The sequence below is a fragment of the Allobosea eneae genome (genome assembly GCF_042657265.1).
GTDB classification, from domain to species: Bacteria; Pseudomonadota; Alphaproteobacteria; order Rhizobiales; family Beijerinckiaceae; genus Allobosea; species Allobosea eneae.
Genome location: NZ_JBHSLW010000005.1, coordinates 489637 through 509272, shown reverse-complemented (window position 1 = coordinate 509272; position 19636 = coordinate 489637). Strand labels below are relative to the sequence as shown.

The window sequence follows — 19636 nt, the reverse complement described above, 5'->3', positions numbered from 1 at the left end:
TCAAGCCGACTGATCGGCGTGCCTGTATAGACGTCCATACAGACACATTCTCACCCCCAAGCATCAATCCTCAAGACGGCCGCCCTCGTAGGGGTACCCTCCAACATCCCTGGAAGGGAATTGTCGGGCATCAGCCAAACGCCAATCGCTGGAAGATTCTCAGCGGCGATCACCAACCCGCCAGCGACGGGTGCATCAGGAATTTCGTATCCCGCAGCACGCAGCACTGCTCGAAGTGACTGCCAGCGAGCCGTTAGATTTAGATCGGCATCAACAACCAATCCAATGGCTCTTATATTGCTCCCTTTTATCTGAACCGGAACTGTTTGGAGCAAATTGTCAATTCCACCTTGCTCTTTTATCTCAAAGACTTGGGGGAATTGGTGGTACTTTAACAATCCAGAAATGACGTGCAGATCGTCGTTGCCTTCAACGAGTAGTACAGCGTCCTTTCCCATTAGCGAACTTCTATATTTTCACGCTTGGCGATCTCGATCTCGTGCGGTTCAAACGACACAACTCTTACCATGTCTCGAGCGCCTTCGAGGCGAAACAGCCTGCCTTGACCTTGTTGCGCCTCCAGCGCTGCAACTTGGAATCCCTCAACGCAGTCCCAACTGTGAGTCGTTGCGAAAACTTGGGTATCCCACTGTGCAGCCTGACGGAAAATGAGATGCCATAGTTCAGCTTGCACTGAATAATGTATTCCATTTTCAACTTCATCTATTAATAGAACTCCACCCCGCGTACGAATTAACGCGAGAAAGACACTAAGCAGATGGTTTACTCCCTCTCCCAAGCTTTTAAATGGGACTGGATCAGAAAAATAAGCCAGCTTGGCCATTAATATCCGTTCGCCACGAGAGGATGGGCCTTGAACCAAGACAAGTTTCTCGATGTCAGGGAACAATGTCCGCAGCGCGCTGAGGACTTCTTCTTCATCCTCGGTAAGCGCAATTGTATCCCAAATTCGCCCAATCTCTTCAGAGCTCATACCTGTAGAGGCCAAGTAAACTACAGGAACTTCTCTCGTTCTCTCGGCAGAGCGGGCTGCAGCTAACGAGCTAGATCGCTCGAATCGTTCTAGCGGAAGTAGAAGTTCAAAAGAACCAAATCGAATCCTGAATCCTGCGACGACGTCAGGCGCGCTCTCAAAATCATTGCCACGCAAGGCTCTATAGCGAATGGGGGTGTCGGGCTGCTCGATCAGCTCCTGAAGCCAAACAAAATCGATTGCTAGTTCGCTATCATGATCGTTGATTGGTCCAATGGTAAAATATGGCGTACGGGTGATTAAATCAGGACGTCCATAAAATAGGGCTTCAAGAGCTAGCGGGCCGTCCTTTACATAGCCACGGCGTTTACGAAATGAATATTCTTGCCTAGAGTTGAGGAATTCTAGGATTTTGAATCGGCTACCACGCGAAAAATACAATTCTAGAGCTTCTAATACGGAAGTTTTGCCAATATTGTTCTTTCCGACTATTAGATTAACGTCGGCCAAATTTGGGATTGAAAGTTCGTCAAAGGCACGAAAGCCTCTAATTTCAACGCTTTCGAGTCGGTGCGGATTACTCATTCCAGATTGTCAGCCTCATTACTCTGGCCCAAGCAATTTGACGTCAAAGCCCAGCGATAGCAATGAAAAGCTCCGGTCGGTTGGGCTTTCTCCAACGACGCAATGAACGACTGCGCGGGGCTGCTTGTAGCACTCCCGCCCTCACTCCTCCATCATCGTCTCCACGAACGTCGCCGGGTCCAGGCAGAACTCGCGGATCAGGCGGAAATGCTGGGTCTGCTCGATCGTCACCGGGTCGAGCCCGTATTTGGTCAGGCCGAGCAGGCGGGCGCCGGGATAGGCCATCAGGATCGGGGCGTGCGTCGCCATGATCACCTGGCACTGGCCGAGCCGGTCCATGCGGCGGAGCAGCTTGAGGAACTCGATCTGGCGGGCCGGCGAGAGCGCCGATTCCGGCTCGTCGAAGATGAAGATGCCGCGGCGCTGGCAGCGCTCCTCGAAGAAACGCAGAAAACCCTCGCCATGCGAATGGGAGAGGAAATCGGGGCCGTCCGCGCCGCCGACGGCGTCGAGATAGCGCGCCACCGAGAAGAAGCTCTCGGCCCGGAAGAACCAGCCATCGGTGACTTTCGGCAGCCAGCTCGCCTTGAGCGCGCTGGAGAGCCGGCCGCCCATGGCTTCGCGCGCCAGCGAATGGTCGACCGGGCGATAGCCCTTGCCGCCGCCGGCCTCGTCATAGCCGGCGAGGACGGCGATGCCTTCGAGCAGCGTCGATTTCCCGGTGCCGTTCTCGCCGACGATGATGGTGATCGGCTTGTCGAAGGACAGCTCGAACGCCTCGCGCAGGAAGGGCAGGCACCAGGGATAGGCGTCGGCGTCCGGCACGGCGTCGCGGTCGAGCCAGATGCGCCGGAGAAAAGGCGCGGGCAGGCGGGTCTGGGGGCGTCGCATGGGGACTCGCGGGCGGGGTGGGGCAGTCAGTGGGTACCATGTTTGACGAAACCGCGAGTCATCCCGGACAAGCGGCGAAGCCGCGCCGATCCGGGATCCATGCCTGAACCTCTATCGGGACTGTTCCGGAATGGGTCCCGGGTCTGCGCTGCGCTCCGCCCGGGCCGACCCGCGCTGAAATAGTGAAGGCCACGAAACGATCGACCATGCGTGATGCCCCGCCGGCTCGGCGCCGCGAGGGTTCGATTGGTCGCCATCCGAGGGAGGGCGCGGGGTCGGGCGGCGTCGCAGTCGACGGCTGCGTGCCGAATGTCGATGTCGATGTGTCGAAGCAGCGCCACTGGCCACTGCCCAACCCCGCGCCGCGGTTCTCTTGCGAGCTCTCGCCGTGTGTTGCGTCCGGCTGGACCGGGGTGCCTACCCCGAACGACGAAACCCCTCCGTGGTGGAACGAGCCGGCCGGCCGCAAAGGTGGATCACACCTTTACAGGGTCGGACTCCTTCGGGCTCGCAAGGCCCTGTCGCCACGAAACACCGCTCTCCCGCCCGGCCTCATGATGCCTCGCGAAGCCCCCTCGGTTCGGGGCGGGACGGGGAAGAGCATAAACCGGGTTTCGGGAGCGGGGATTGATTGGGGATTTGTCCCCGCTGCTGTTCCAGCGCCTCAGGCCGCCGAGCCGATGATGAGGCGATGATAATGCTCGGCATATTGGTAATTGCGCTCGGCCTCGATCCGGTCGCCGGCGAGGGCCTTGGCCTTTGCCAAGGCGAGATAGCGTTCGTAATTGGCCTGCGCGGACGGGCCTCGCCTTGGCTGCGCGGCGTTGGTCCGGGAGACAGAATTGCCGTAGGCGGTGGATCCGGGTTGGCGCATGGGCATGACCGGCCTCCTCATCCCAGCATTTTCCTGACGATGCGCCGCAGTTCCTGGCGGCTGAGGCCGCAGGGCTCCGGCTTCCAATCAGGGGCAGATTTCGGCGGAAGCGTCGTGGCGATCGCATCGGCGACGCGCCTGGTCTCGGGTGACTTCAGTTCGGTTGATACTCGCATTGATATCCGTTCGCCGCTCGGCCGAGGCCGGGCGGTCTTGCGTGTGGAATCGCCGGGCACGCTTGCGTGCAGCGATGGTGCTGCCAAAGGCAGCGATCGGTTTTCGACGATAGAAGGGAGGCGCGCCGCAGGGTCCAATCAGAGGAGCCAGTCGGTCAATCGTCGCCTCTACGTTCTCTCTATAGAGGCAATGTGACCAAAACAAGTTGGTCAGCGGCGCTTTTATTTTTGGTGACTGTCGCGGGCTTACGGAAAATAGTTCGCCGGAAGAGTTGCCGTTTGGTGGCGACAGGCTCCGTTGAGGTTCTTTTCGATCGCCGTCATCGCCGCGTCCACCGACAGGAACGGCCCCTTGCGGATGTCGCACAGGCGCGCGGCCTGCTCCTGCGAGAGGGTGATCCAGCAGCTGCCGTGCGGATCGCGAATGATCGAGCAGATCGGGCGCTCGAGCAGGTCGGAAACACCCCAGTTGCCGGAGAGATCGGGCCGCACGGTCGTATCCATGGCTTCCTCCGGGTCTACTCCGATATGGCTATGGAAGCGGCGGATTGTAAGCCCAGGAGGAGCGTGCGCCGCGGGCACCATGTCCAGCCCGCCTCTTGCTGCGGAGCCGCATTGGATTTCGCAGTTGCAGCAAACTCGAAATCTTGCTCACCTGCGCCCGCTCATCAGACGATCGAAAAACGGAGAGCGGCGTGGCGGATACGGAGGAGTTGTCGCCATCGGCGCTGGCGAGCGAATTGTCCTCGGCGATCGTGCAGGCGCGCTCGGATGCGCGCGAGGACCCGTTCGGCAATCCGGTCTTACGCGTCACGCTCTGGCTGACCCGCAAGATGGATCGCGGCGAGGTGACGCTTCAGGAGACGGCGGCGCTGATCCGCCAGCTCGGCCGCGCGGCGCTCGCCGACCGGGCGGCGCGGGTCGCCTCCTATGTCGGGCTGGAACGTGACGAGAGCGAAGCCTATGGGGCGCTGGCCCGGCGCGTCGCCGCCGAGGCGAGCGCTTCGGCCCAGCCTTTCGAGGCCTATGCGGCGGCGCTGGCGCGGGTACGCTTTGCCGCCGTCTTTACCGCGCATCCGACCTTCGGCATGAGCCGGGCGGTGGCGCATGCTCTGGCCGAGCTCGCCGCGAACGAGGGCGAGGCGGCGGCGCTCAAGGCCACCGATCTCTCCTTCCGGCCGGATGCGGCGATCACCCTGCAGGACGAGTTCGAGCAGGCGCGCTTTTCGGTACGTAACGCCCGCGACGCGATCGACCGGCTGAACGCGGCCTTTCTCGCCGAGGCGCGGGAACGCTGGCCGCAGCGCTGGCGCGAGTTGAAGCCGCGCGCCCTGCAGCTCGCCTCCTGGGTCGGTTGCGACACCGATGGACGCACCGATATCGGCTGGTGGGATACGCTGCGCTACCGGCTGGAATCGAAGCGCGGCCAGTTCTTTCGCCTGCTGGAGAAGCTGCCGGAGGCGCCGGCGACCGCCGAGGTGAGGGCGCTGGTCGAGGATGCGCTCGCCGCGGTGGAGCGGCAGCTGGCGCTCTGCCCGCCCCTGAACAGCAAGCCGGAGATCGCGGCCCTGCAGGCCTTCTCGCTGGCGCTGGTGGGCGAGCGCGAGGCGGCGCTGCCGGAGGCCTCGAAGCTGGTGGCGGCACTCGACAAGGCGATCGTGCTGGCCGAGGACGAGGCGACGGCGGAAGCCCTGATCCTGGCGCGGGCCGGCGTCATCGCCCATGGCGTCTCGATCGCGCTGCCGCATTTCCGGCTCAACGCCTCGCAGCTGCACAATGCGATGCGCGGGGTGATCTCGCTCGACGAGGAGCCGGCCCAGCCGGCACAGCGGCGCGCCTTCCTCGCAGCCGTCAACCAGGCGCTCGCCAAAGGGAAGCCGACGCCGGTCGATTTCGGCGCGCTCGCGGTCGAGCGCGCCTCGGCGGCGCGAATGATGATGATGGTCGCGCAGATCGTGAAGCATATCGACGGCTCGCGGCCGGTGCGCTTCCTGATCGCCGAGACCGAGACGGGCTATACGCTGCTCTGCGCGCTCTATCTCGCCAGGCGTTTCGGCATCGCCGACCTCGTCGAGATCTCGCCGCTCTTCGAGACGTCCGATGCGCTGGAGCAAGGGCCCCGCATCATCGACGAGGCGCTGCGCAGCCCGCACTGGCGCGACTATCTCAAGCGTCATGGCCGGCTCTGCGTCCAGTTCGGCTATTCCGATTCCGGCCGCTATATCGGCCAGGTCGCGGCGACCTTCTGGGTCGAGCGGCTGAGGAGCCGTATCCTCGAATTGCTGCAGCGCTATGGGCTCACCGACATCGAGCTCGTCATCTTCGACACGCATGGCGAGTCGGCCGGGCGCGGCGCCCATCCCGACAGCCTCAGCGACCGGCTCGCCTATCTCGATCCGGAATGGCCGCGACGCGCCTTCGCCAAGGCCGGCGTCAAGGTCACGCGCGAGACCAGCTTCCAGGGCAGCGACGGCTATCTGCTCTTCGGCACCAAGGGGCTTGCGGGAGCGACCGTGGCACGCATCGCCGAAGCCGCCTTCGCGGACGCGGCTGCCGGCGCAGACGATCCGATCTATGCCGAGCCGGACTTTGCCACCGAGTTCTTCCAGACCGTGCGCGAGGAGATGACCCATCTCGTCGACGATCCCGGCTATGCGGCGCTGATCGGCACCTTCGGCCCCTCGCTGCTCGACAAGACCGGCTCGCGCCCGGCGGCGCGGCAGAGCGATGCCGGCGGGCCGGCCGTCATCCGCCATCCGCGCGAGCTGCGCGCCATCCCCAACAACGCCATTCTGCAGCAGCTCGGCTGGCTGGCGAACAGCGTGCACGGCATCGGCCAGGCGGCGGCGCGGGCGCCGGAGCTGTTCGCCACGATGCGCGATGGTTCGGAGCGCTTCGGCCGCGCCTATCGGCTCGCGGCACATGCCATGGCGAACAGCGATCTCGACGTGCTGCGGGCCTATCTCGACACGCTCGATGCCGGCTCTTGGTTCGACCGTGCCAGGCGCACCGAAAAGGAGGGGCGGCGCGACGAACTGCTGGCGGTCGCCGAGGCGCTGGCGCAGCTCGACCTTGCACCTTCGCTGCGGCGCCTGTTCTGGCGCTTCGCCTCCGACCGCCTGAAGCTGAAGGAGGCGGCGGGCGAGCCGCCGGCGATGCCGGTCCGGCTGGTGGCGCTGCATACGCTGCGGCTTGCACTGCTGCACCGGATCTGGCTGTCGGCGACGCATATCCCGGACTTCCGGCCGCATGCGGGCGTGACGCGCGAGCTGCTGCTCGAACGCATCCTGCGGCTCGACATGAACGGGGCGCTGACATTGCTCGGCGAGATCTTTCCGCTCAACCCCGACCCGGCGCTCGGGCTCGACTTCGGCGAGCCGCCGGGGCCGCGCGAGGGCGGCGCCTATGCCGCCCTGCATCGCGACATGGTCGAGCCGATGCGCGAGTGCTTTGCGCTTCTGCGCGAGATCTCCGGGGCGATCCAGCACGAGATCGGGGCGTTTGGTTGAATTTGGGCGCCGTCATGCTCGCCCTTGTGGCGAGCACCCACGTCTTGAACACCACTCTCAATGAATGAAGACGTGATGGTCGGGACGAGCCCGACCATCACGGGGGAGGCGCCGGAGCGCTTACGCTGCCTTGTCGAGCGCGACCACGACGTCGGTGTATTCCGGCTCGTGCGGGGAGAGGTTCCTGCGGGTCTCGTCACCCCACCGCGCGAGCTTGACCACGCGGCCCACCGCCTCGGCGACTCCATCCGTCTTCACCGGCTCAATAATGGTCAGGCCGCTGGCGTCGAGAAAGAAGGTATGGTCACCGAACAGCTCGCTGAGCTGGACCTTGGCGGGGTGGTTATCGGGAATGGCCTGGGCTTCGAGCTGGTTCAGGGCACTGTCGATGTGTGCTTCGGTCAGCTTCATGATCGGTCCTTTCGAGATGGCGCTGCCGCGGGATTGGGCAGGAGCGCCGGACTGCCCGTGGAAGCGCTCAGGCCTGTCGGCCGGCACTCCTCAAGTCGTCTGGGTTCTCAGATGCTCTCTTCGGCGATCAAGGTCAGATCGCCGTCCTCGTCGAGCGCGACTGCGATGATCGCGGCCGAGCTCGTGCCACTGGCCTGCAGGGCTCTGGTGGCGGCGGGGATGGTCTCGATCGATCGCCGGAGCTGCTGCAGATCGTCGGGACTGGTCTGCGCGACCGTGCTGTCGACCTGCACGCGCAATTGCGGCGGCAGCGAGCGACGCTCGATCACGATGGCGTTGCGGATCGCGGAGGGATCCCGCAGGCCCGAATTGTCAGGGACAGGGAGCGACGGCGACCGGGCCTGCGCCGCGGCAGGGACGGCGAGCAGCGCGAACGACAAACCTAAGGCTCTGGCGAGCTGACGCATCATCGGCTCCTTTCCATTGCTGGAGGGAGGGGCGAACGCCCGATGCGAAACGAGGCTAGTTGCGAAATCCGGTCAGCCTCTGACGCTGGTCTGACCGTTCGAAGGTATCAATGCGACCGGAATGGGATGGCCCAGGCGCCGGCTGGTCTCGTCATAAAGCTTTTGCTTTGGACGCAATTCCGGACGCAGAACCGCTATGCACTTCTGCTGGAATTGCTTTAGCGCGTGCGCTCCGACAATTCGGCCGAGGTCGTGGCGTTACGATCCGAGATCGACTGGACCGGCTCCCAGACCGTATAGTTGTCCCGTGGTGTCGAGACCAGGTATTTGAGCTGGCTCTTGGCCTTGGCCGAGAGCAGCCTGCTGGTCTGGAAGCTGGCGAAGTTGGCATAGTCGCGAACGCCGCCGTCGAACACCACGACGCGATCCTTCAGGACGATGATGTCACCCTTCTTCAGGGTCTCGTCCTTGAGGTACCAGAACGGGTCGCTGGCGTATTCCATCGGCTTGACGAGCTTCGGCTTCGGCCCTTCCTTGCCGGCGTCTAGCGTGGTCGCGGCCTTATTGCGCTTCGGCCGCACCGTCATGTGCAACGGATTGTCGGGGAGGGGCGCGTAGGTCGGGCGCTGCGGGACGCCGAACAGCGTCTCCCAGAAGCCCGCCGCACTCGCGGGCGCGGCGGCAAAGGCAGCCGCTGCAAGCGCCCCAGCCGCGATGATCTGTTTCGAAACGGTTGGCACGGCTGCAATCCCCAGCTCCGCAACCGGAGATAGCGACGAGTCTTCCCGATCTCAATGACGATGGCGCGACGTGATGAACGGGTTCTTCGTCAAATTTCGGTGATTGCGCCGCCACATTTTCAGGATCGTTGAGATGTGGCGGGTTTCGGGGCGTTTGTCGCTGCGATGCAGCATCGCCATCGCTTCCGGCGCATTGCAACCATGCACTGGATCGCTACGTTCCGCTGTGGAGAGAGACGAACCTGGAGCGCAAGGCGAGATGGCTGCGATCGACCTGCCGGCACGGCCCTTCGATGTCGAAGGCGCGCGCTTGAGCCTGTTCCAGGCACTGCTGGCGACGATCGCGCGACATGGCAGGAACCGTATCGCGCTGGAGGATCCCGAGCGCAAGCCGCTCAGCTACGGCAACCTCGTGTTGGGAGCGCTGGTGCTCGGGCGCAAGCTCGCGGCGGTGACCAAGCCCGGCGAAAAGGTCGGACTGATGCTGCCCAATGTGCAGGGCATGGCGGTGACGCTGTTCGGCCTCAGCGCCTATGGCCGGGTGCCGGCCCTGCTCAACTTCACCGCCGGCCTGAAGAACCTCACGGCCGCCTGCGAGATCGGCCCGATCTCGACCATCGTCACCTCGCGGCGCTTCATCGACCAGGCCAAGCTCGACGACATCGTCGATGCGCTCGGGCGGGGCAGGCGCGTTATCTATCTCGAGGATGTCCGCAAAGAACTGACCAGCCTAGACAAGGCGATCGGCGCGCTGGCCTCGCTCGCGCCGGGGCTAGCCCTGCGCAGCCACGTCGCCAAGCCCGACGATCCGGCCGTCGTGCTTTTCACCTCAGGTACCGAGGGCAAGCCCAAGGGGGTGGTGCTGAGCCATGCCAACCTCGTCTCGAACGCGCGCCAGGTCTTCGAGCATGCCGAAGGCGTCATCTCCGAGCGCGACATCTTCATGAACCCGCTGCCGGCCTTTCATTCCTTCGGGCTCACCGCCGGCATGCTGGTGCCGCTGCTGCACGGGATGAAGGTCGTCCTCTATCCTAGCCCGCTGCATTACAAGCAGGTGCCGAAGCTGATCGCCGAGACCGGCGCCACCTTCCTCCTCGCCACCGACACCTTTCTTCAGGGCTATGCCCGCGCTGCCGATGAACGCGACCTCACGAGCGTGCGCTATGTCGTCGCCGGGGCCGAGCGGGTGAAGCCGGAGACGCGCCGGATGTGGCAGCCCTACGGCACCACGATCCTCGAAGGCTATGGCTGCACGGAATGCTCGCCGGTGCTGGCCTGCAATACCCCGCAGGCGATGCGCGAGGGCACGGTCGGGCGGCTCCTGCCCGGGATAGCCGGCAAGCTCGAGCCGGTCGAGGGCATCTCGGAGGGCGGGCGGCTCTGCGTCCGGGGCCCCAACGTGATGCTCGGCTATCTGAACGCCGACAATCCCGGAGCGATCGTGCCGCCCGAGGGCGGCTGGCACGACACCGGCGACATCGTTGCGATCGATGACGGCTTCGTCGCGATCAAGGGGCGGGCCAAGCGCTTTGCCAAGCTCGGCGGCGAGATGGTCTCGCTGGCGGCGGTCGAATCGATGATCGCGGGGCTCTGGCCCGGTCACAATCACGTGGTCGTGGCGCTGCCGGATGTGCGCAAGGGCGAGCAGCTCGTGCTCGTCACCGAGAAGCCCGATGCCGAGAAGAAGGCGCTGCAGGACGAGGCCAAGCGCCAGGGTTTTCCGGAATTGTGGCTGCCGAAGGCGATCCTGGTCACGCGCGCGATTCCGGTGCTCGGCAACGGCAAGATCGATTATGGTGGCACGCGCGAGCTCGCCATCACGATGAGGCCGCTGCTGTGACGCCACAATCGCATGATCTGGGAAGGCGCATGATCACGCTCTTTCCCTTGGTTGTCGCCCGGGCGGCGGTTTTCGCCGTTGCCGGCTTTGCCCTGACGCCCGCCGATCTCGCCGCGCAGGTAGCCGGCCAGACCTATGTCCGCCGCGACGAATGCATCGAGGCCGGCAAGCTTTCGGCCGAGCAATGCGAGAATGCCTATCGCAATGCCCGCGCCGAATTCGAGCAGAAGGCGCCGCGCTACGCCTCGCGCAGCGCCTGCGAGCGCGCGCACAAGCGCTGCGGCGCGCAAGTCTCGACCACCGGAGGCTGGGACGCGCTGGCGCGTGGCGGCGGCGGACAGAGTTACGTGCCGCGCTTCGTCGGCATCCGCGTCACCGGCGAGGGAGCCTCCGGCAGGACTCTGCCGATCATCGAGGGCTCGGCCAAGGTGACGTTCGCGGCCCGCCAGGTCGCGGCGCTCGACGACAAGGTCGCCGGCCGCCGGGCGGTGATGGGCGGTGGCAGTGGCGGCGGTCAGCACAGCCAGCAGGCGAGCGGCCCCTATATCCGCCGTGGCGACCGCGACGACACGGTGCGCGTGCCGATGCAGGAGAAGAAGATCGGCTCCGACGTCGCGCCAGGGCTCTATGTCGATCCCGACGGGGTCGAATGGTACAAGCCGGCGCATCGGCGCTGAGTACAGCTGCGCAACCGGCGCTTGTCGCCGGGCTTTCGCACCGCTAACCAGTTCCGTCGCGCGGACGTGGCGAAACTGGTAGACGCAAGGCACTTAAAATGCCTCGCCGGAAACGGCATGCGGGTTCGATCCCCGCCGTCCGCACCATGGCTTAAATGATGAGTCGTTCGGTCGTTCGTTCAGCTGTCGGCCGATAGCGATCTGTGCTCGCAGCCGCGAGCGGATGTCAGCCAGCGGGATGCAGCGGTGGCTTCCTTGATCGCAGGACGATCACCCACAGCTGGAGGACGATCAAGTCTCGGGTCAAAACGATCAGCGCCATTCCTTCTTTGCGTCACTCCGCAACTTCTTAAAGCTGGGGCAGCTGGAGAGAATTTCGAATGCGCCCTTTGCGATATCCTCTCCAGCGCGTGTATCGCTCGAATAGTGCAAGCCAGCGATTTCTCGATTTTTGCCGACCCTGTTGGCGAGCGCGGTCAGGAATCCTTCGATATCTTTCCGGACCGATGCTGCCGTGAGGGACAATATATGAGACATCAGTGAATGGCCGCTCGGATACGAAGCGTGCCCGGGTACAGCAATCATCGGCATGAGCGCCGGACATAATTGATGCGGGCGCGGGCGATTGAATTTGAATTTGTAGAAAAACATCACCATCTCGCCAACGCGAGCCGCGGCTTTTATCATTTCATATGTCGCAGGATGAGACGTGCGATTCATCATCAATAAACCTAGCCAGTATTTCGGAAAATCAGCACTCTGTGCGACAATTTCATCTCTGGCTTTAGTTCGTTCGTCCATCAATGCTAATAGGTAGTCGATCTCCCTGCGCGTCTCCTCCGATTTGGTCGCTGGTGGTGGCGAAACAGAGATTTGGTGTTCCCAGCCAGACGTCGCGAATTCCGGCAAGATTGCCAGGCCGACATAATCTGGATCCCAATAGTGCCTCGGGAACTCCGTAATATCTGTGAGGAGGTCACGCGGGCCGTCTCGCAAGCCGGGCTGATCCGGGTGAGTGGGGAACTCCGGCAAGTCCAGCGGATCAAAGAAGCAGTTTCCCATAATCTAGCCCCCTTTTTTGCAGTATCGGATGCTGACCTTGGCCTCCGACTCGTCTTGATCACTCGGGAAGCCCGGCGTCGATCAGGCGCCTCAAGAAGGTTGTTCGGACCTCGTCGTCCCACCAGGGGCACTGAGGTGCGTAGACGGAGACGCGGAAGGATGGCTGCTCGGCAAGAAGGGCGCGAGCAGCGTCCTTCGCCTCGTCCAGCCTGCCGAGCGCAACGAGGCTGGCTATCAGGACCCGCAGCCCCGCGCGAAAATGGGGATTCTGCCCCACGGCCTTGCGGTCGCAATCCACGGCCGCCTCGTAAGATTCACCGGCGTAGTGGGCAAGGCCGAGGAAGGACAGATAGTAGAATGCGTGCCGGTCCGCCGGTGACAGCGCGATCCCGCGCTCGGCGCGTTCGACCGCCTCTTTAGCGTCTCCCATATAGGCATATGTGCCGCTGCTGAGGGCCCACGCCCAGGCGTGACTTGGCGAACAATTGATCGCGCGCTCAAAATAGGATGTCGCGGCTGCGTATTCGTGGAACAGGTATGACTTGACGTGTCCGCAGATCGCGAGCGCCAGCGAATTGGAGGCATCCCGATCAACCGCAGCGGAGGCCAGCTTCCAAGCCTGGTAAGAATCCGATGTTGGGTCGGCTGACCAGCCCTGGCCAATATTGAAAATATGCCAGAGGGAAGCATAAGCATAAGCTGGGGGATACCGACTGTCAGTCTCGATGGCGCTATCGAGAAATTTTCGTGCGCGAATGAACTGTTCGCTGTCCATTCTGTAGAGCAGGTCGATACCCTGAAGAAGCAAATCATAGGCGTCCATGTTCTCTGGACGCTTCATCACAGCCCGTGCAAGTTCGGCTTCGCGGACGTGGGGGGCGATAGTGCCGACAACTTTGGTCGCGATACTGTCCTGCATATCGAATATGGACGACAAGGTGCCGTCCATATGATCGGACCAGAGAACGCTGCCGCTCCTCACATCAGTCAGGGAGCAGGTTACGCGAATTTCATCGCCAGATCGTCCAATCACTCCGGTGAGAACGTAGTTCGCTCCCAAACGTTTCCCTAGAATAGCGGGAGCTTCTCTGACGTTATAATCGATAGTCGATCCCCGGTTGATCGTCATGATATCACGCAAGCTACTTAACGCGCCAATGATGCCATCCATCAGTCCTTGCGAAAAATAATCGTCACCACCACTGCCATCAAAGGCGGAAAACGGAAAGACAGCGATCGTAGGAAGGCGGGTTTTTTTCCGATATGGCTTGGCAATTGAGCGGTTTGGGTCCGTCCGTGGCGCATTTATGAGGAACGCGTGCGTCGGGCTATGAAAATTCTTCAATCTAATCCGGCCGCAATCCCTGGAAGGTATATTGAGTTGGCCATTGATCTGAGAAAATAGATCGCTCGAAACTAATATGGCGCCGGGCGTGGCCATCTGCTGAAGGCGTGAGGCCGTATTAACAGCGATTCCGAAAATATCGTTGTCCTCGATAATCACGCTATCGATCGTCGCTCCGATTCTGAATTGGATCCGACGCTCAGGATCGCGTTTCATTTGAGATTGGCGTGTAAATTCTTGTATTCGCAGGGCGCAATTGACCGACGAAACTGCGTCGCCGAAGCAAGCAAGGAAGCCGTCCCCAGTGAATTTGACAATTCTACCTTCGTGATTTTCGACAACGGGAGTCACCACGGCGGCCAAGAGCCACATCAGCTGTTTGTGGGTCTCCTCCTCCGCCGTGTCCATCATTCGGCTATAGTCGGCGACGTCAGCGCAGAGGACTGCGAGGACACTACGATCCAAGGTTTGCGCCATCGACAACATGCACAGTCCGCCTACGTCTAATGGCAGGAGGGCAAATCAGGCCAGAGGCAAGGCTGTCGGCGTAGCCGGCACGGGCTACTGCCGGCATCATGTCGTCTCTTCGTCTTCTTGGAAAGGGGTCGACGTGTGCGGCACCTCACAGACGAGATGCCCTGCGAGCCGCCATAACGCTGCAACACCGCCTCGCGAGGCGGCGGGCGAGGCAGTGGGAGCGGCACCATGTACGCGGTTGGAAGCGACCTTCTTCACGACATCGAAGACCTGGCCGACATGCTGCGGCCTCGCACCAAGTCGGTCCTCGACCGACTGGTGGGTCGCAGGGCCGTCGGGCAAATCATCGGCGAACAGTTCATCTATGAGGTCCATGGTCCATTCGTCCGACCTCATCGAAAACCTGCCCCGCGTCCCCTGACGGCCAGGCTGATCGAGGCCCTGTCGGGACGGTTCCGCCGGATCTGCGACAGGGTGCAGATGCGCCACGCGGCAAACGCGTTGCCGCGTCTCGACGACAGGACGCTGAGGGATATCGGCATCAGCCGTTCGGAGATCGCGTTCGCCGTCGGGCGCATCGATCCGCGGCCGTGACCGCTCACTGCCCGGCGCGGAGCACAAGGCAGTGTCCGTCATCGGCTGGTGCGGCCTCTACCTCCGCCGATGGTCGACCTTCGGCAGGGACCAGGCCAGCAACCGCTCGCCGGCTGGAAGACGCAGGCGGTAGACCGATCCGGCCCGGCATCAGCGCGATCGCGTGGATCAGGCTCGCGGCCGGCACAGGTCCGCCCTGACGTCGATGCGGGAATGGGCGGCGACAGGGAGGGCTGCCACCGCAATCCTTCGGTCACTTCACCTCGCCGGCGATCTCGGCAAGCGCCGGAGCCTTCTTGATCAGCCCGCGATCCACGAGGAAGGCGCCGAAGCGCTCATAGCGACCCTGGTCGAGCGCGCGCGGGCGCTTGGCGAAGCGCGGCAGCGTATCGGTCCAGGCCTGGCGGTTGAGGGCGTCGTCGAGATTGGGGTGGGCGGCGATGAAGAGCTTCCAGGCCTCCTGCGGGTGGTTGGTGAGATAGAGCGCTGCCTTCTCGATCGCATCGAGAAAGCGCGGCAGGCGGCTGTCACCGACGGCGTCGCGGCGGGTGATCAGGATCAATTCGTCATAGGCGGGAACGCCGTGCTCCTCCGGATAGAAGGCGGTGCCGGGATGGCCTTCGAGCTTCATCTGGGTCAGCTCGAAATTGCGGTAGCCGCCGAGGGTGGCGTCGACCTTGCCGCCGATCAGCGCGGCCGAGAGGGCGAAGTTGACGTTGACCAGCTTGACGTCGTCGAGCTTGAGGCCGGCCTTGGCCAGCATCTGGCCGAGCAAAGTGGTCTCGGTGCCCGAGACGGCATAGCCGACCGTCTTGCCCTTGAGGTCGGCGAGGCTCTTGATCGGCCCGTCGGCCTTGACGATGACGCTGTTGAGCGGCGTCTCGACCAAGGTGCCGACGCGGACGATCGGGATGCCGGCGGCATGGTCGAGATAGAGATTGGGCTGGTAGTGGATGCCGATATCGGCCTGGCCGGCGGCGACGAGGCGCGGCACGGCCGAGGGGTCGGATGGCGGCACCATGGTGACCTCGAGCCCAGCTTCCTTGAACAGGCCGAGCTTGTCGGCGACGACCAGCGGCGCATGATCCGGATTGACGAACCATTCGAGCATCACGGTCAGCTTGTCGGCGGCGCGGGCCGGGCTGGCGAGGCCGGCGGCCAGAGCAAGGCCGGTGGCGAGGAGGGCGCGTCTGGTCACGGCGCGGAGGGTCATCGGGCGAAATCCTTCTGCGTGATCGATTTGAAGCGGAGTGACGTCACGGCTCGCTCGCCCAGGGAATGAGGCGCGGGCCGAGCGCATCGACGAGATGGCGCAGGACGAGGCTGAGCACGGCGAGCACGGTCATCGCGGCGAAGACCGTGTCGGTCTGCATGCGGGCATTGGCCTGGACCATGACGAAGCCGAGCCCGGCCGAGGAGCCGACCCATTCGCCGATCACCGCGCCGAGCGGCGCCAGCGGGGCCGCGACCCTGAGGCCGGTGAGGAGCGCAGGCATGGCGAGTGGCAGGCGGACATAGCGCAGCGTCTGCCAATGCGTCGCCGTGGTCAGCGCAGTCGCGTCGATCAGTTCCGGGTCGGTCCGGCGCAGGCCGTCGGTGAAGGCGGAGGCTACGGGAAAGAAGATGATGATCGTCGCCATGATCACCTTCGAGCCCATGCCGAAGCCGAACCAGACGACCAGAAGCGGCGCGATCACGAAGACCGGGAAGGATTGCAGCACGAGCAGGATCGGCCAGATGAGGCGGCCGAAACGCGGCAGTGCGGCGATTGCGAGCGCCGTCAGCGCGCCGAACGCCGAGCCGAGCACGAAGCCGAGCGCCATCTCGGCGATGGTCGTCAGGCTGTTGTTGAAGAGGAAGCCGGGCTGGCGCTGGAAGGCCAGCGCCACGTCGAGCGGCGAAGGCAGGATGTAGCGCGGCGGCTGGAACAGAAAGATCGCGGCTTGCCAAGCGAATAGCAGGACGAGAATCGTGCGCAGGGCAGGGGCCAGCGCGGCCATCATCGGCTTCATGCCGGGAGTTGCGCTCTGCTCTGTCGCGTCCTGCGTTGTCAACGCTCGCCTTTCCGGTGGAAGGCGGGCACGGGGAAAAGCGCTTGCGAGGCTGCCCCGAGCGACTCCCTCCGCCAGCATGATCTGGTTCAGGTTCGAAGGGTGCTTCTCAGCTCGCCTCGCGGCGAACGCCCCCGTCTCTCGATTGTGCTTGTGGCAGAAAGGCTTGCGCCTGTCACGCCTGTGTCGAGTCGAAGGCCTGCCGCTCAGGCCTCGTCATAGGCGGAGTCGAAGAAGGCCTTCTCCAGCGCGACGGTGCGCAGGAAGAAGTCCCGGCTGGTCTCGGCTTCGCCCGGGCCGACGCGGTCGAGCTCGCTCCTCAGGAAGCCGACGAAATCGCGGAAATCGGGATTATCGTGCAGCGTGATCCATTCGGCATGGATGAAGCTCGCCGGCAGCGGCTGCGACGCTTGCTGGGCCCAGTCGAGATAGAGCCATTCGGCCACGGCCAGCACGGAGAGGGCGGCGGCATAGGAGCGTGTCGCGGCGGCTTCGCGCATGATCGCCTTGAAACCAGCGGTAGGCTTGCTATCGGGCGGGGCGATGCGATCCTGCTCGCTGACGCCGAGCGCGTCGAAGGAGCGCAGGAAATAGGTGTTCTCCTCGCCGCTGACCATGCCGATGAAGCGGCCGAAGCGGATGCGGGCCTCGAAGCTGTCGGCGCTGGCGAGCGCGGCGCCGAGCAGGGTCAGGAAGCTGTCGAGGAAGCGGTGATCCTGGATCAGATAGCGGGCCATGACCGCATCGGACACCGCCCCGTCCAGCAGCTCGCGGACGAAGCGGTGGCCGACGGATTGCGACCAGGCCGGCTGGCTGGCCTGGCGGAGAGTCTCGGTGAAACGGGTGGTCATGGTCGTGGCCTTCTGCTGGTCGGGCTCTCCCTATCAGCAGCAGCGCTACACCGAAACTGGCGGCCGAGCACCGGCTCCGGCCGCCTCTTCCAGAACGAAGGCTCAGCCTTGCGGCGGCTTCCAATCGCCGGTCGGGATGGTGTTGACCATCCAGGGCACGCCGAACTTGTCGACCAGCGAGCCGAAACCAGGCGACCAGAAGGTCTCGCTGAACGGCATCACCGTCTTGCCGCCTTCGGAGAGCTCGTCGAACCAGCGCTGGCCTTCAGCCTTGTCGTTGGTGTGCAAGGTGACGTCGAAGCCGTTCTTGGGCTTGTCGATGTTCTGGGCCCAGTCGACATCCATGTCGGCGCCCATCAGCGACTGGTCGCCGACATCGAGCCAGCAATGCATCAGCCAGTCCTTGTACTTGCCGTCAGCGTCCGGCATGCCCATGTCGGGCGGCGCATCGCCATAGGGCATAGCAGCCGTGATCTTGCCGCCGAGGACCTTGGCGTAGAATTCGAAGGCCTCGCGGCATTGGCCACGGAAGCTCAGGCTGGTCACGATTTTCATAGTCATTTCCTCTCAGATCTGGGGGCATGTTGGCGCAGAGAAGCGCTCATAGTCACAATGGGCCCAATTAAGTTGATATCAACGTAGTGTGTCTCGGCGATGTCAATTGCAGCGATGTCCTCCTCAGTCAGTGCTCTCTGGCATTCATCGCAGCGTGCCGCGCTTGCCTGTGTCAGCAGGCTAGGGGAGCGGCCGTAGCCGCTCCACCCGAAACCTGGACCGCCTATTTCAGCCGGCTGGCCACGATCTTCGCCAGCTCGCCCACGCGCGCCTTGGCCTGATCGTGCAACGCCTGGTCGCGCTCGCCGCCGGAGACGCGGACATCGACCGTGGTCAGCCCCTTGCGGATGTGGATGCGGTTCATGATGTCGAGCGCCGCTTCGTCGCCCAGCCCCGCGACCGGCGTCTTCGCGTCCGAAACCTTGATCGCACTCTGGAACCAGCGCTTCGACAGCTCCTCATTGGCGGCGACATTGCGGACGCTGACCTGGATCTGGTTGAGCTCGACCGTACGCTTGCCGTCCTTCTCTATCGTGCGCTTGGCGTCGAACTGGCAGCCGATCGGATTCGGCAGGGCCTCCTGCCGGTTCTCGCGGCTCTCATGGGTGATCTTGCCCATCAGCTTGCGCGGCTCGCCGACGCTCATCTCGGGGAATGCCGCCTTGACCTCGGCCGGCGTCAACAGGGCGCAGGCATCCGGCCATTGCTCGACCGGAGCGACGGAGGAGGGGCGCGTGTCGGCCGGCACCGTCACCGCGCTGTTGGCGGCAATCTGCTGGGGCGCATCGACCATGCCGGTGCCGGCCCGCCAGCGCGCCGCCGCCTGTTTCGCCAGGGCAAGCGCGTTCGGCGCGGTCTGCTCGGAATAGAGATCGAGCGAGATCGCGTAGATCAGGTCGTCCTTGCGGGCGCGGATCACGACGCCGGAGCTGTTGGTCTCCTGGAAGGCCTCGTCGCCGATGCCGGAGAGCGGTTCGAGCTTGAGCGTGAGCCTGGGATCGGCCGCGACCTTCTCGCGCGTTCCCTTGAGTGAGGCGAAGGCCTGCGCCGGCGTCTCTCGTCCTTTCGCGACGCCGTCCCAGCGGATCACCGTGAGCGAGGCGAAGCGGGCATGGTCGAGCTTCGAGGTCGGGCTCGGCAGCTTCACCGAGTACATGCAGCTCTCAGCATATTGCGGGCCGCGGTGGATCGGGCTCAGCGTCGGCCCCTTTGCGGTGATCGGGCGGCCGGGGAAAAGCGCCTCCAGATCGGCCTGCGGCAGCAGGCGGCAGGCATCGGGCGCCTGCCCGGCGCCGGCAGGCTCGGAGGCGGCCGGAGCGGCCGTCGTCGTCGCAGTCTGGGCGAGGGCAGGGGCGGCGAGCGCCAGCAGCAGCGGCGTCATGAGCGCGGAACGGGCGGGCATCGCATCGGGTCTCCAGGGACGGGCGCGCCGCATTGCTGGCGGCTGCGCCGTTCGGGAGAGGTCAAGCTAGGCGCGATGGTGGCGCGATCATGGCGCCGTGGCAGGCCGCGAGCGACAATGCTGACACGGATTGTC

Annotated in this window: 19 protein-coding genes, 1 tRNA gene and 1 riboswitch; of the genes, 5 read left to right on the top strand and 15 right to left on the bottom strand. The window is 63.8% G+C overall.

Annotation, left to right across the window (positions count from 1 at the left end):
- Positions 1-50: 50 nt before the first annotated feature.
- The 5 genes from ACFPOB_RS03950 to ACFPOB_RS03930 form a co-directional block, all read right to left on the bottom strand.
- The gene (locus ACFPOB_RS03950) at positions 51-458 is read right to left on the bottom strand and encodes a DUF3226 domain-containing protein (RefSeq protein ID WP_377796034.1); all 408 of its coding nucleotides are present in this window, start codon (positions 456-458) and stop codon (positions 51-53) included.
- Positions 458-1579: an AAA family ATPase gene (locus tag ACFPOB_RS03945; RefSeq protein WP_377796033.1), complete on the bottom strand. Its 1122-nt coding sequence runs from the start codon at positions 1577-1579 to the stop codon at positions 458-460. The genes ACFPOB_RS03950 and ACFPOB_RS03945 overlap by 1 nt, the downstream gene beginning before the upstream one ends.
- A gap of 141 nt (positions 1580-1720) precedes the next feature.
- Entirely contained in the window at positions 1721-2470 is a 750-nt protein-coding gene (locus tag ACFPOB_RS03940; RefSeq protein ID WP_377796031.1) for an AAA family ATPase, read from the bottom strand.
- Positions 2471-3134: 664 nt separating this feature from the next.
- The gene (locus ACFPOB_RS03935) at positions 3135-3350 is read right to left on the bottom strand and encodes a DUF4167 domain-containing protein (protein ID WP_377796030.1); all 216 of its coding nucleotides are present in this window, start codon (positions 3348-3350) and stop codon (positions 3135-3137) included.
- Positions 3351-3766: 416 nt separating this feature from the next.
- Positions 3767-4024, bottom strand: a complete 258-nt coding sequence (locus ACFPOB_RS03930) for a hypothetical protein (protein WP_377796028.1) — start codon at positions 4022-4024, stop codon at positions 3767-3769.
- A 329-nt stretch (positions 4025-4353) separates the two neighbouring features.
- Between ACFPOB_RS03930 and ACFPOB_RS03925 the strand changes: the two genes are divergently transcribed.
- On the top strand, positions 4354-7029 hold the full coding sequence (locus tag ACFPOB_RS03925; RefSeq protein ID WP_377796063.1) for a phosphoenolpyruvate carboxylase: 2676 nt from the start codon (positions 4354-4356) through the stop codon (positions 7027-7029).
- A gap of 120 nt (positions 7030-7149) precedes the next feature.
- Here the strand turns inward: ACFPOB_RS03925 and ACFPOB_RS03920 are convergent, their stop codons facing one another.
- The 3 genes from ACFPOB_RS03920 to ACFPOB_RS03910 form a co-directional block, all read right to left on the bottom strand.
- Complete coding sequence (locus ACFPOB_RS03920) at positions 7150-7440, bottom strand: hypothetical protein (RefSeq protein ID WP_377796027.1); 291 nt, start codon at positions 7438-7440, stop codon at positions 7150-7152.
- Between the two features lie 107 nt (positions 7441-7547).
- On the bottom strand, positions 7548-7907 hold the full coding sequence (locus ACFPOB_RS03915; protein WP_377796026.1) for a hypothetical protein: 360 nt from the start codon (positions 7905-7907) through the stop codon (positions 7548-7550).
- A gap of 218 nt (positions 7908-8125) precedes the next feature.
- Positions 8126-8647, bottom strand: coding sequence for a hypothetical protein (locus ACFPOB_RS03910; RefSeq protein ID WP_377796024.1), 522 nt, complete (start codon positions 8645-8647; stop codon positions 8126-8128).
- Positions 8648-8906: 259 nt separating this feature from the next.
- On the opposite strand from ACFPOB_RS03910, the gene ACFPOB_RS03905 reads away from it, so the two are divergent.
- The 3 genes from ACFPOB_RS03905 to ACFPOB_RS03895 all read left to right on the top strand — a co-directional run bounded on the left by ACFPOB_RS03905 (position 8907) and on the right by ACFPOB_RS03895 (position 11311).
- Positions 8907-10487 carry an AMP-binding protein gene (locus ACFPOB_RS03905; protein ID WP_377796023.1) on the top strand — a complete coding sequence of 527 codons (1581 nt, stop codon included), beginning with the start codon at positions 8907-8909 and terminating at the stop codon, positions 10485-10487.
- Positions 10488-10516: 29 nt separating this feature from the next.
- Positions 10517-11164 carry a DUF1190 domain-containing protein gene (locus ACFPOB_RS03900; RefSeq protein WP_377796022.1) on the top strand — a complete coding sequence of 216 codons (648 nt, stop codon included), beginning with the start codon at positions 10517-10519 and terminating at the stop codon, positions 11162-11164.
- A gap of 60 nt (positions 11165-11224) precedes the next feature.
- Positions 11225-11311, top strand: a tRNA-Leu gene (locus ACFPOB_RS03895).
- A 165-nt stretch (positions 11312-11476) separates the two neighbouring features.
- Here the strand turns inward: ACFPOB_RS03895 and ACFPOB_RS03890 are convergent.
- Complete coding sequence (locus ACFPOB_RS03890; protein WP_377796020.1) at positions 11477-12226, bottom strand: phosphatase PAP2 family protein; 750 nt, start codon at positions 12224-12226, stop codon at positions 11477-11479.
- Positions 12227-12284: 58 nt separating this feature from the next.
- The gene (locus ACFPOB_RS03885; RefSeq protein ID WP_377796018.1) at positions 12285-14057 is read right to left on the bottom strand and encodes an adenylate/guanylate cyclase domain-containing protein; all 1773 of its coding nucleotides are present in this window, start codon (positions 14055-14057) and stop codon (positions 12285-12287) included.
- Positions 14058-14276: 219 nt separating this feature from the next.
- Here ACFPOB_RS03885 and ACFPOB_RS03880 point away from each other — a divergent pair, with 219 nt between their 5' ends.
- Positions 14277-14642 (top strand): DUF1127 domain-containing protein, encoded by a 366-nt coding sequence (locus tag ACFPOB_RS03880; RefSeq protein ID WP_377796017.1) that lies wholly within the window; start codon positions 14277-14279, stop codon positions 14640-14642.
- Positions 14643-14895: 253 nt separating this feature from the next.
- On the opposite strand, the gene ACFPOB_RS03875 is transcribed toward ACFPOB_RS03880, so the two are convergent.
- The 5 genes from ACFPOB_RS03875 to ACFPOB_RS03855 form a co-directional block, all read right to left on the bottom strand.
- Entirely contained in the window at positions 14896-15855 is a 960-nt protein-coding gene (locus tag ACFPOB_RS03875) for an ABC transporter substrate-binding protein (RefSeq protein ID WP_377796016.1), read from the bottom strand.
- 43 nt (positions 15856-15898) lie between these two features.
- The gene (locus ACFPOB_RS03870; protein WP_377796061.1) at positions 15899-16642 is read right to left on the bottom strand and encodes an ABC transporter permease; all 744 of its coding nucleotides are present in this window, start codon (positions 16640-16642) and stop codon (positions 15899-15901) included.
- Positions 16643-16742: 100 nt separating this feature from the next.
- Positions 16743-16839: riboswitch (TPP riboswitch) on the bottom strand.
- Between the two features lie 60 nt (positions 16840-16899).
- Positions 16900-17544, bottom strand: coding sequence for a TenA family protein (locus ACFPOB_RS03865; RefSeq protein WP_377796015.1), 645 nt, complete (start codon positions 17542-17544; stop codon positions 16900-16902).
- 102 nt (positions 17545-17646) lie between these two features.
- Positions 17647-18099 (bottom strand): VOC family protein, encoded by a 453-nt coding sequence (locus ACFPOB_RS03860; RefSeq protein ID WP_377796013.1) that lies wholly within the window; start codon positions 18097-18099, stop codon positions 17647-17649.
- A 223-nt stretch (positions 18100-18322) separates the two neighbouring features.
- Entirely contained in the window at positions 18323-19501 is a 1179-nt protein-coding gene (locus ACFPOB_RS03855) for a hypothetical protein (protein ID WP_377796012.1), read from the bottom strand.
- Between the last annotated feature and the right edge of the window lie 135 nt (positions 19502-19636).

Excerpts from the sequence above, each read along its gene's own strand:
- ACFPOB_RS03860 (WP_377796013.1), bottom strand. The coding sequence starts at position 18,099 with ATGAAAATCGTGACCAGCCTGAGCTTCCGTGGCCAATGCCGCGAGGCC.
- ACFPOB_RS03855 (WP_377796012.1), bottom strand. The coding sequence starts at position 19,501 with ATGCCCGCCCGTTCCGCGCTCATGACGCCGCTGCTGCTGGCGCTCGCC.
- ACFPOB_RS03885 (WP_377796018.1), bottom strand. The coding sequence starts at position 14,057 with ATGTTGTCGATGGCGCAAACCTTGGATCGTAGTGTCCTCGCAGTCCTC.
- ACFPOB_RS03870 (WP_377796061.1), bottom strand. The coding sequence starts at position 16,642 with ATGGCCGCGCTGGCCCCTGCCCTGCGCACGATTCTCGTCCTGCTATTC.
- ACFPOB_RS03865 (WP_377796015.1), bottom strand. The coding sequence starts at position 17,544 with ATGACCACCCGTTTCACCGAGACTCTCCGCCAGGCCAGCCAGCCGGCC.
- ACFPOB_RS03925 (WP_377796063.1), top strand. The coding sequence starts at position 4,354 with ATGGATCGCGGCGAGGTGACGCTTCAGGAGACGGCGGCGCTGATCCGC.
- ACFPOB_RS03890 (WP_377796020.1), bottom strand. The coding sequence starts at position 12,226 with ATGGGAAACTGCTTCTTTGATCCGCTGGACTTGCCGGAGTTCCCCACT.
- ACFPOB_RS03940 (WP_377796031.1), bottom strand. The coding sequence starts at position 2,470 with ATGCGACGCCCCCAGACCCGCCTGCCCGCGCCTTTTCTCCGGCGCATC.
- ACFPOB_RS03905 (WP_377796023.1), top strand. The coding sequence starts at position 8,907 with ATGGCTGCGATCGACCTGCCGGCACGGCCCTTCGATGTCGAAGGCGCG.
- ACFPOB_RS03930 (WP_377796028.1), bottom strand. The coding sequence starts at position 4,024 with ATGGATACGACCGTGCGGCCCGATCTCTCCGGCAACTGGGGTGTTTCC.
- ACFPOB_RS03900 (WP_377796022.1), top strand. The coding sequence starts at position 10,517 with ATGATCACGCTCTTTCCCTTGGTTGTCGCCCGGGCGGCGGTTTTCGCC.
- ACFPOB_RS03880 (WP_377796017.1), top strand. The coding sequence starts at position 14,277 with ATGTACGCGGTTGGAAGCGACCTTCTTCACGACATCGAAGACCTGGCC.
- ACFPOB_RS03875 (WP_377796016.1), bottom strand. The coding sequence starts at position 15,855 with ATGACCCTCCGCGCCGTGACCAGACGCGCCCTCCTCGCCACCGGCCTT.
- ACFPOB_RS03915 (WP_377796026.1), bottom strand. The coding sequence starts at position 7,907 with ATGCGTCAGCTCGCCAGAGCCTTAGGTTTGTCGTTCGCGCTGCTCGCC.
- ACFPOB_RS03920 (WP_377796027.1), bottom strand. The coding sequence starts at position 7,440 with ATGAAGCTGACCGAAGCACACATCGACAGTGCCCTGAACCAGCTCGAA.
- ACFPOB_RS03945 (WP_377796033.1), bottom strand. The coding sequence starts at position 1,579 with ATGAGTAATCCGCACCGACTCGAAAGCGTTGAAATTAGAGGCTTTCGT.
- ACFPOB_RS03935 (WP_377796030.1), bottom strand. The coding sequence starts at position 3,350 with ATGCCCATGCGCCAACCCGGATCCACCGCCTACGGCAATTCTGTCTCC.
- ACFPOB_RS03950 (WP_377796034.1), bottom strand. The coding sequence starts at position 458 with ATGGGAAAGGACGCTGTACTACTCGTTGAAGGCAACGACGATCTGCAC.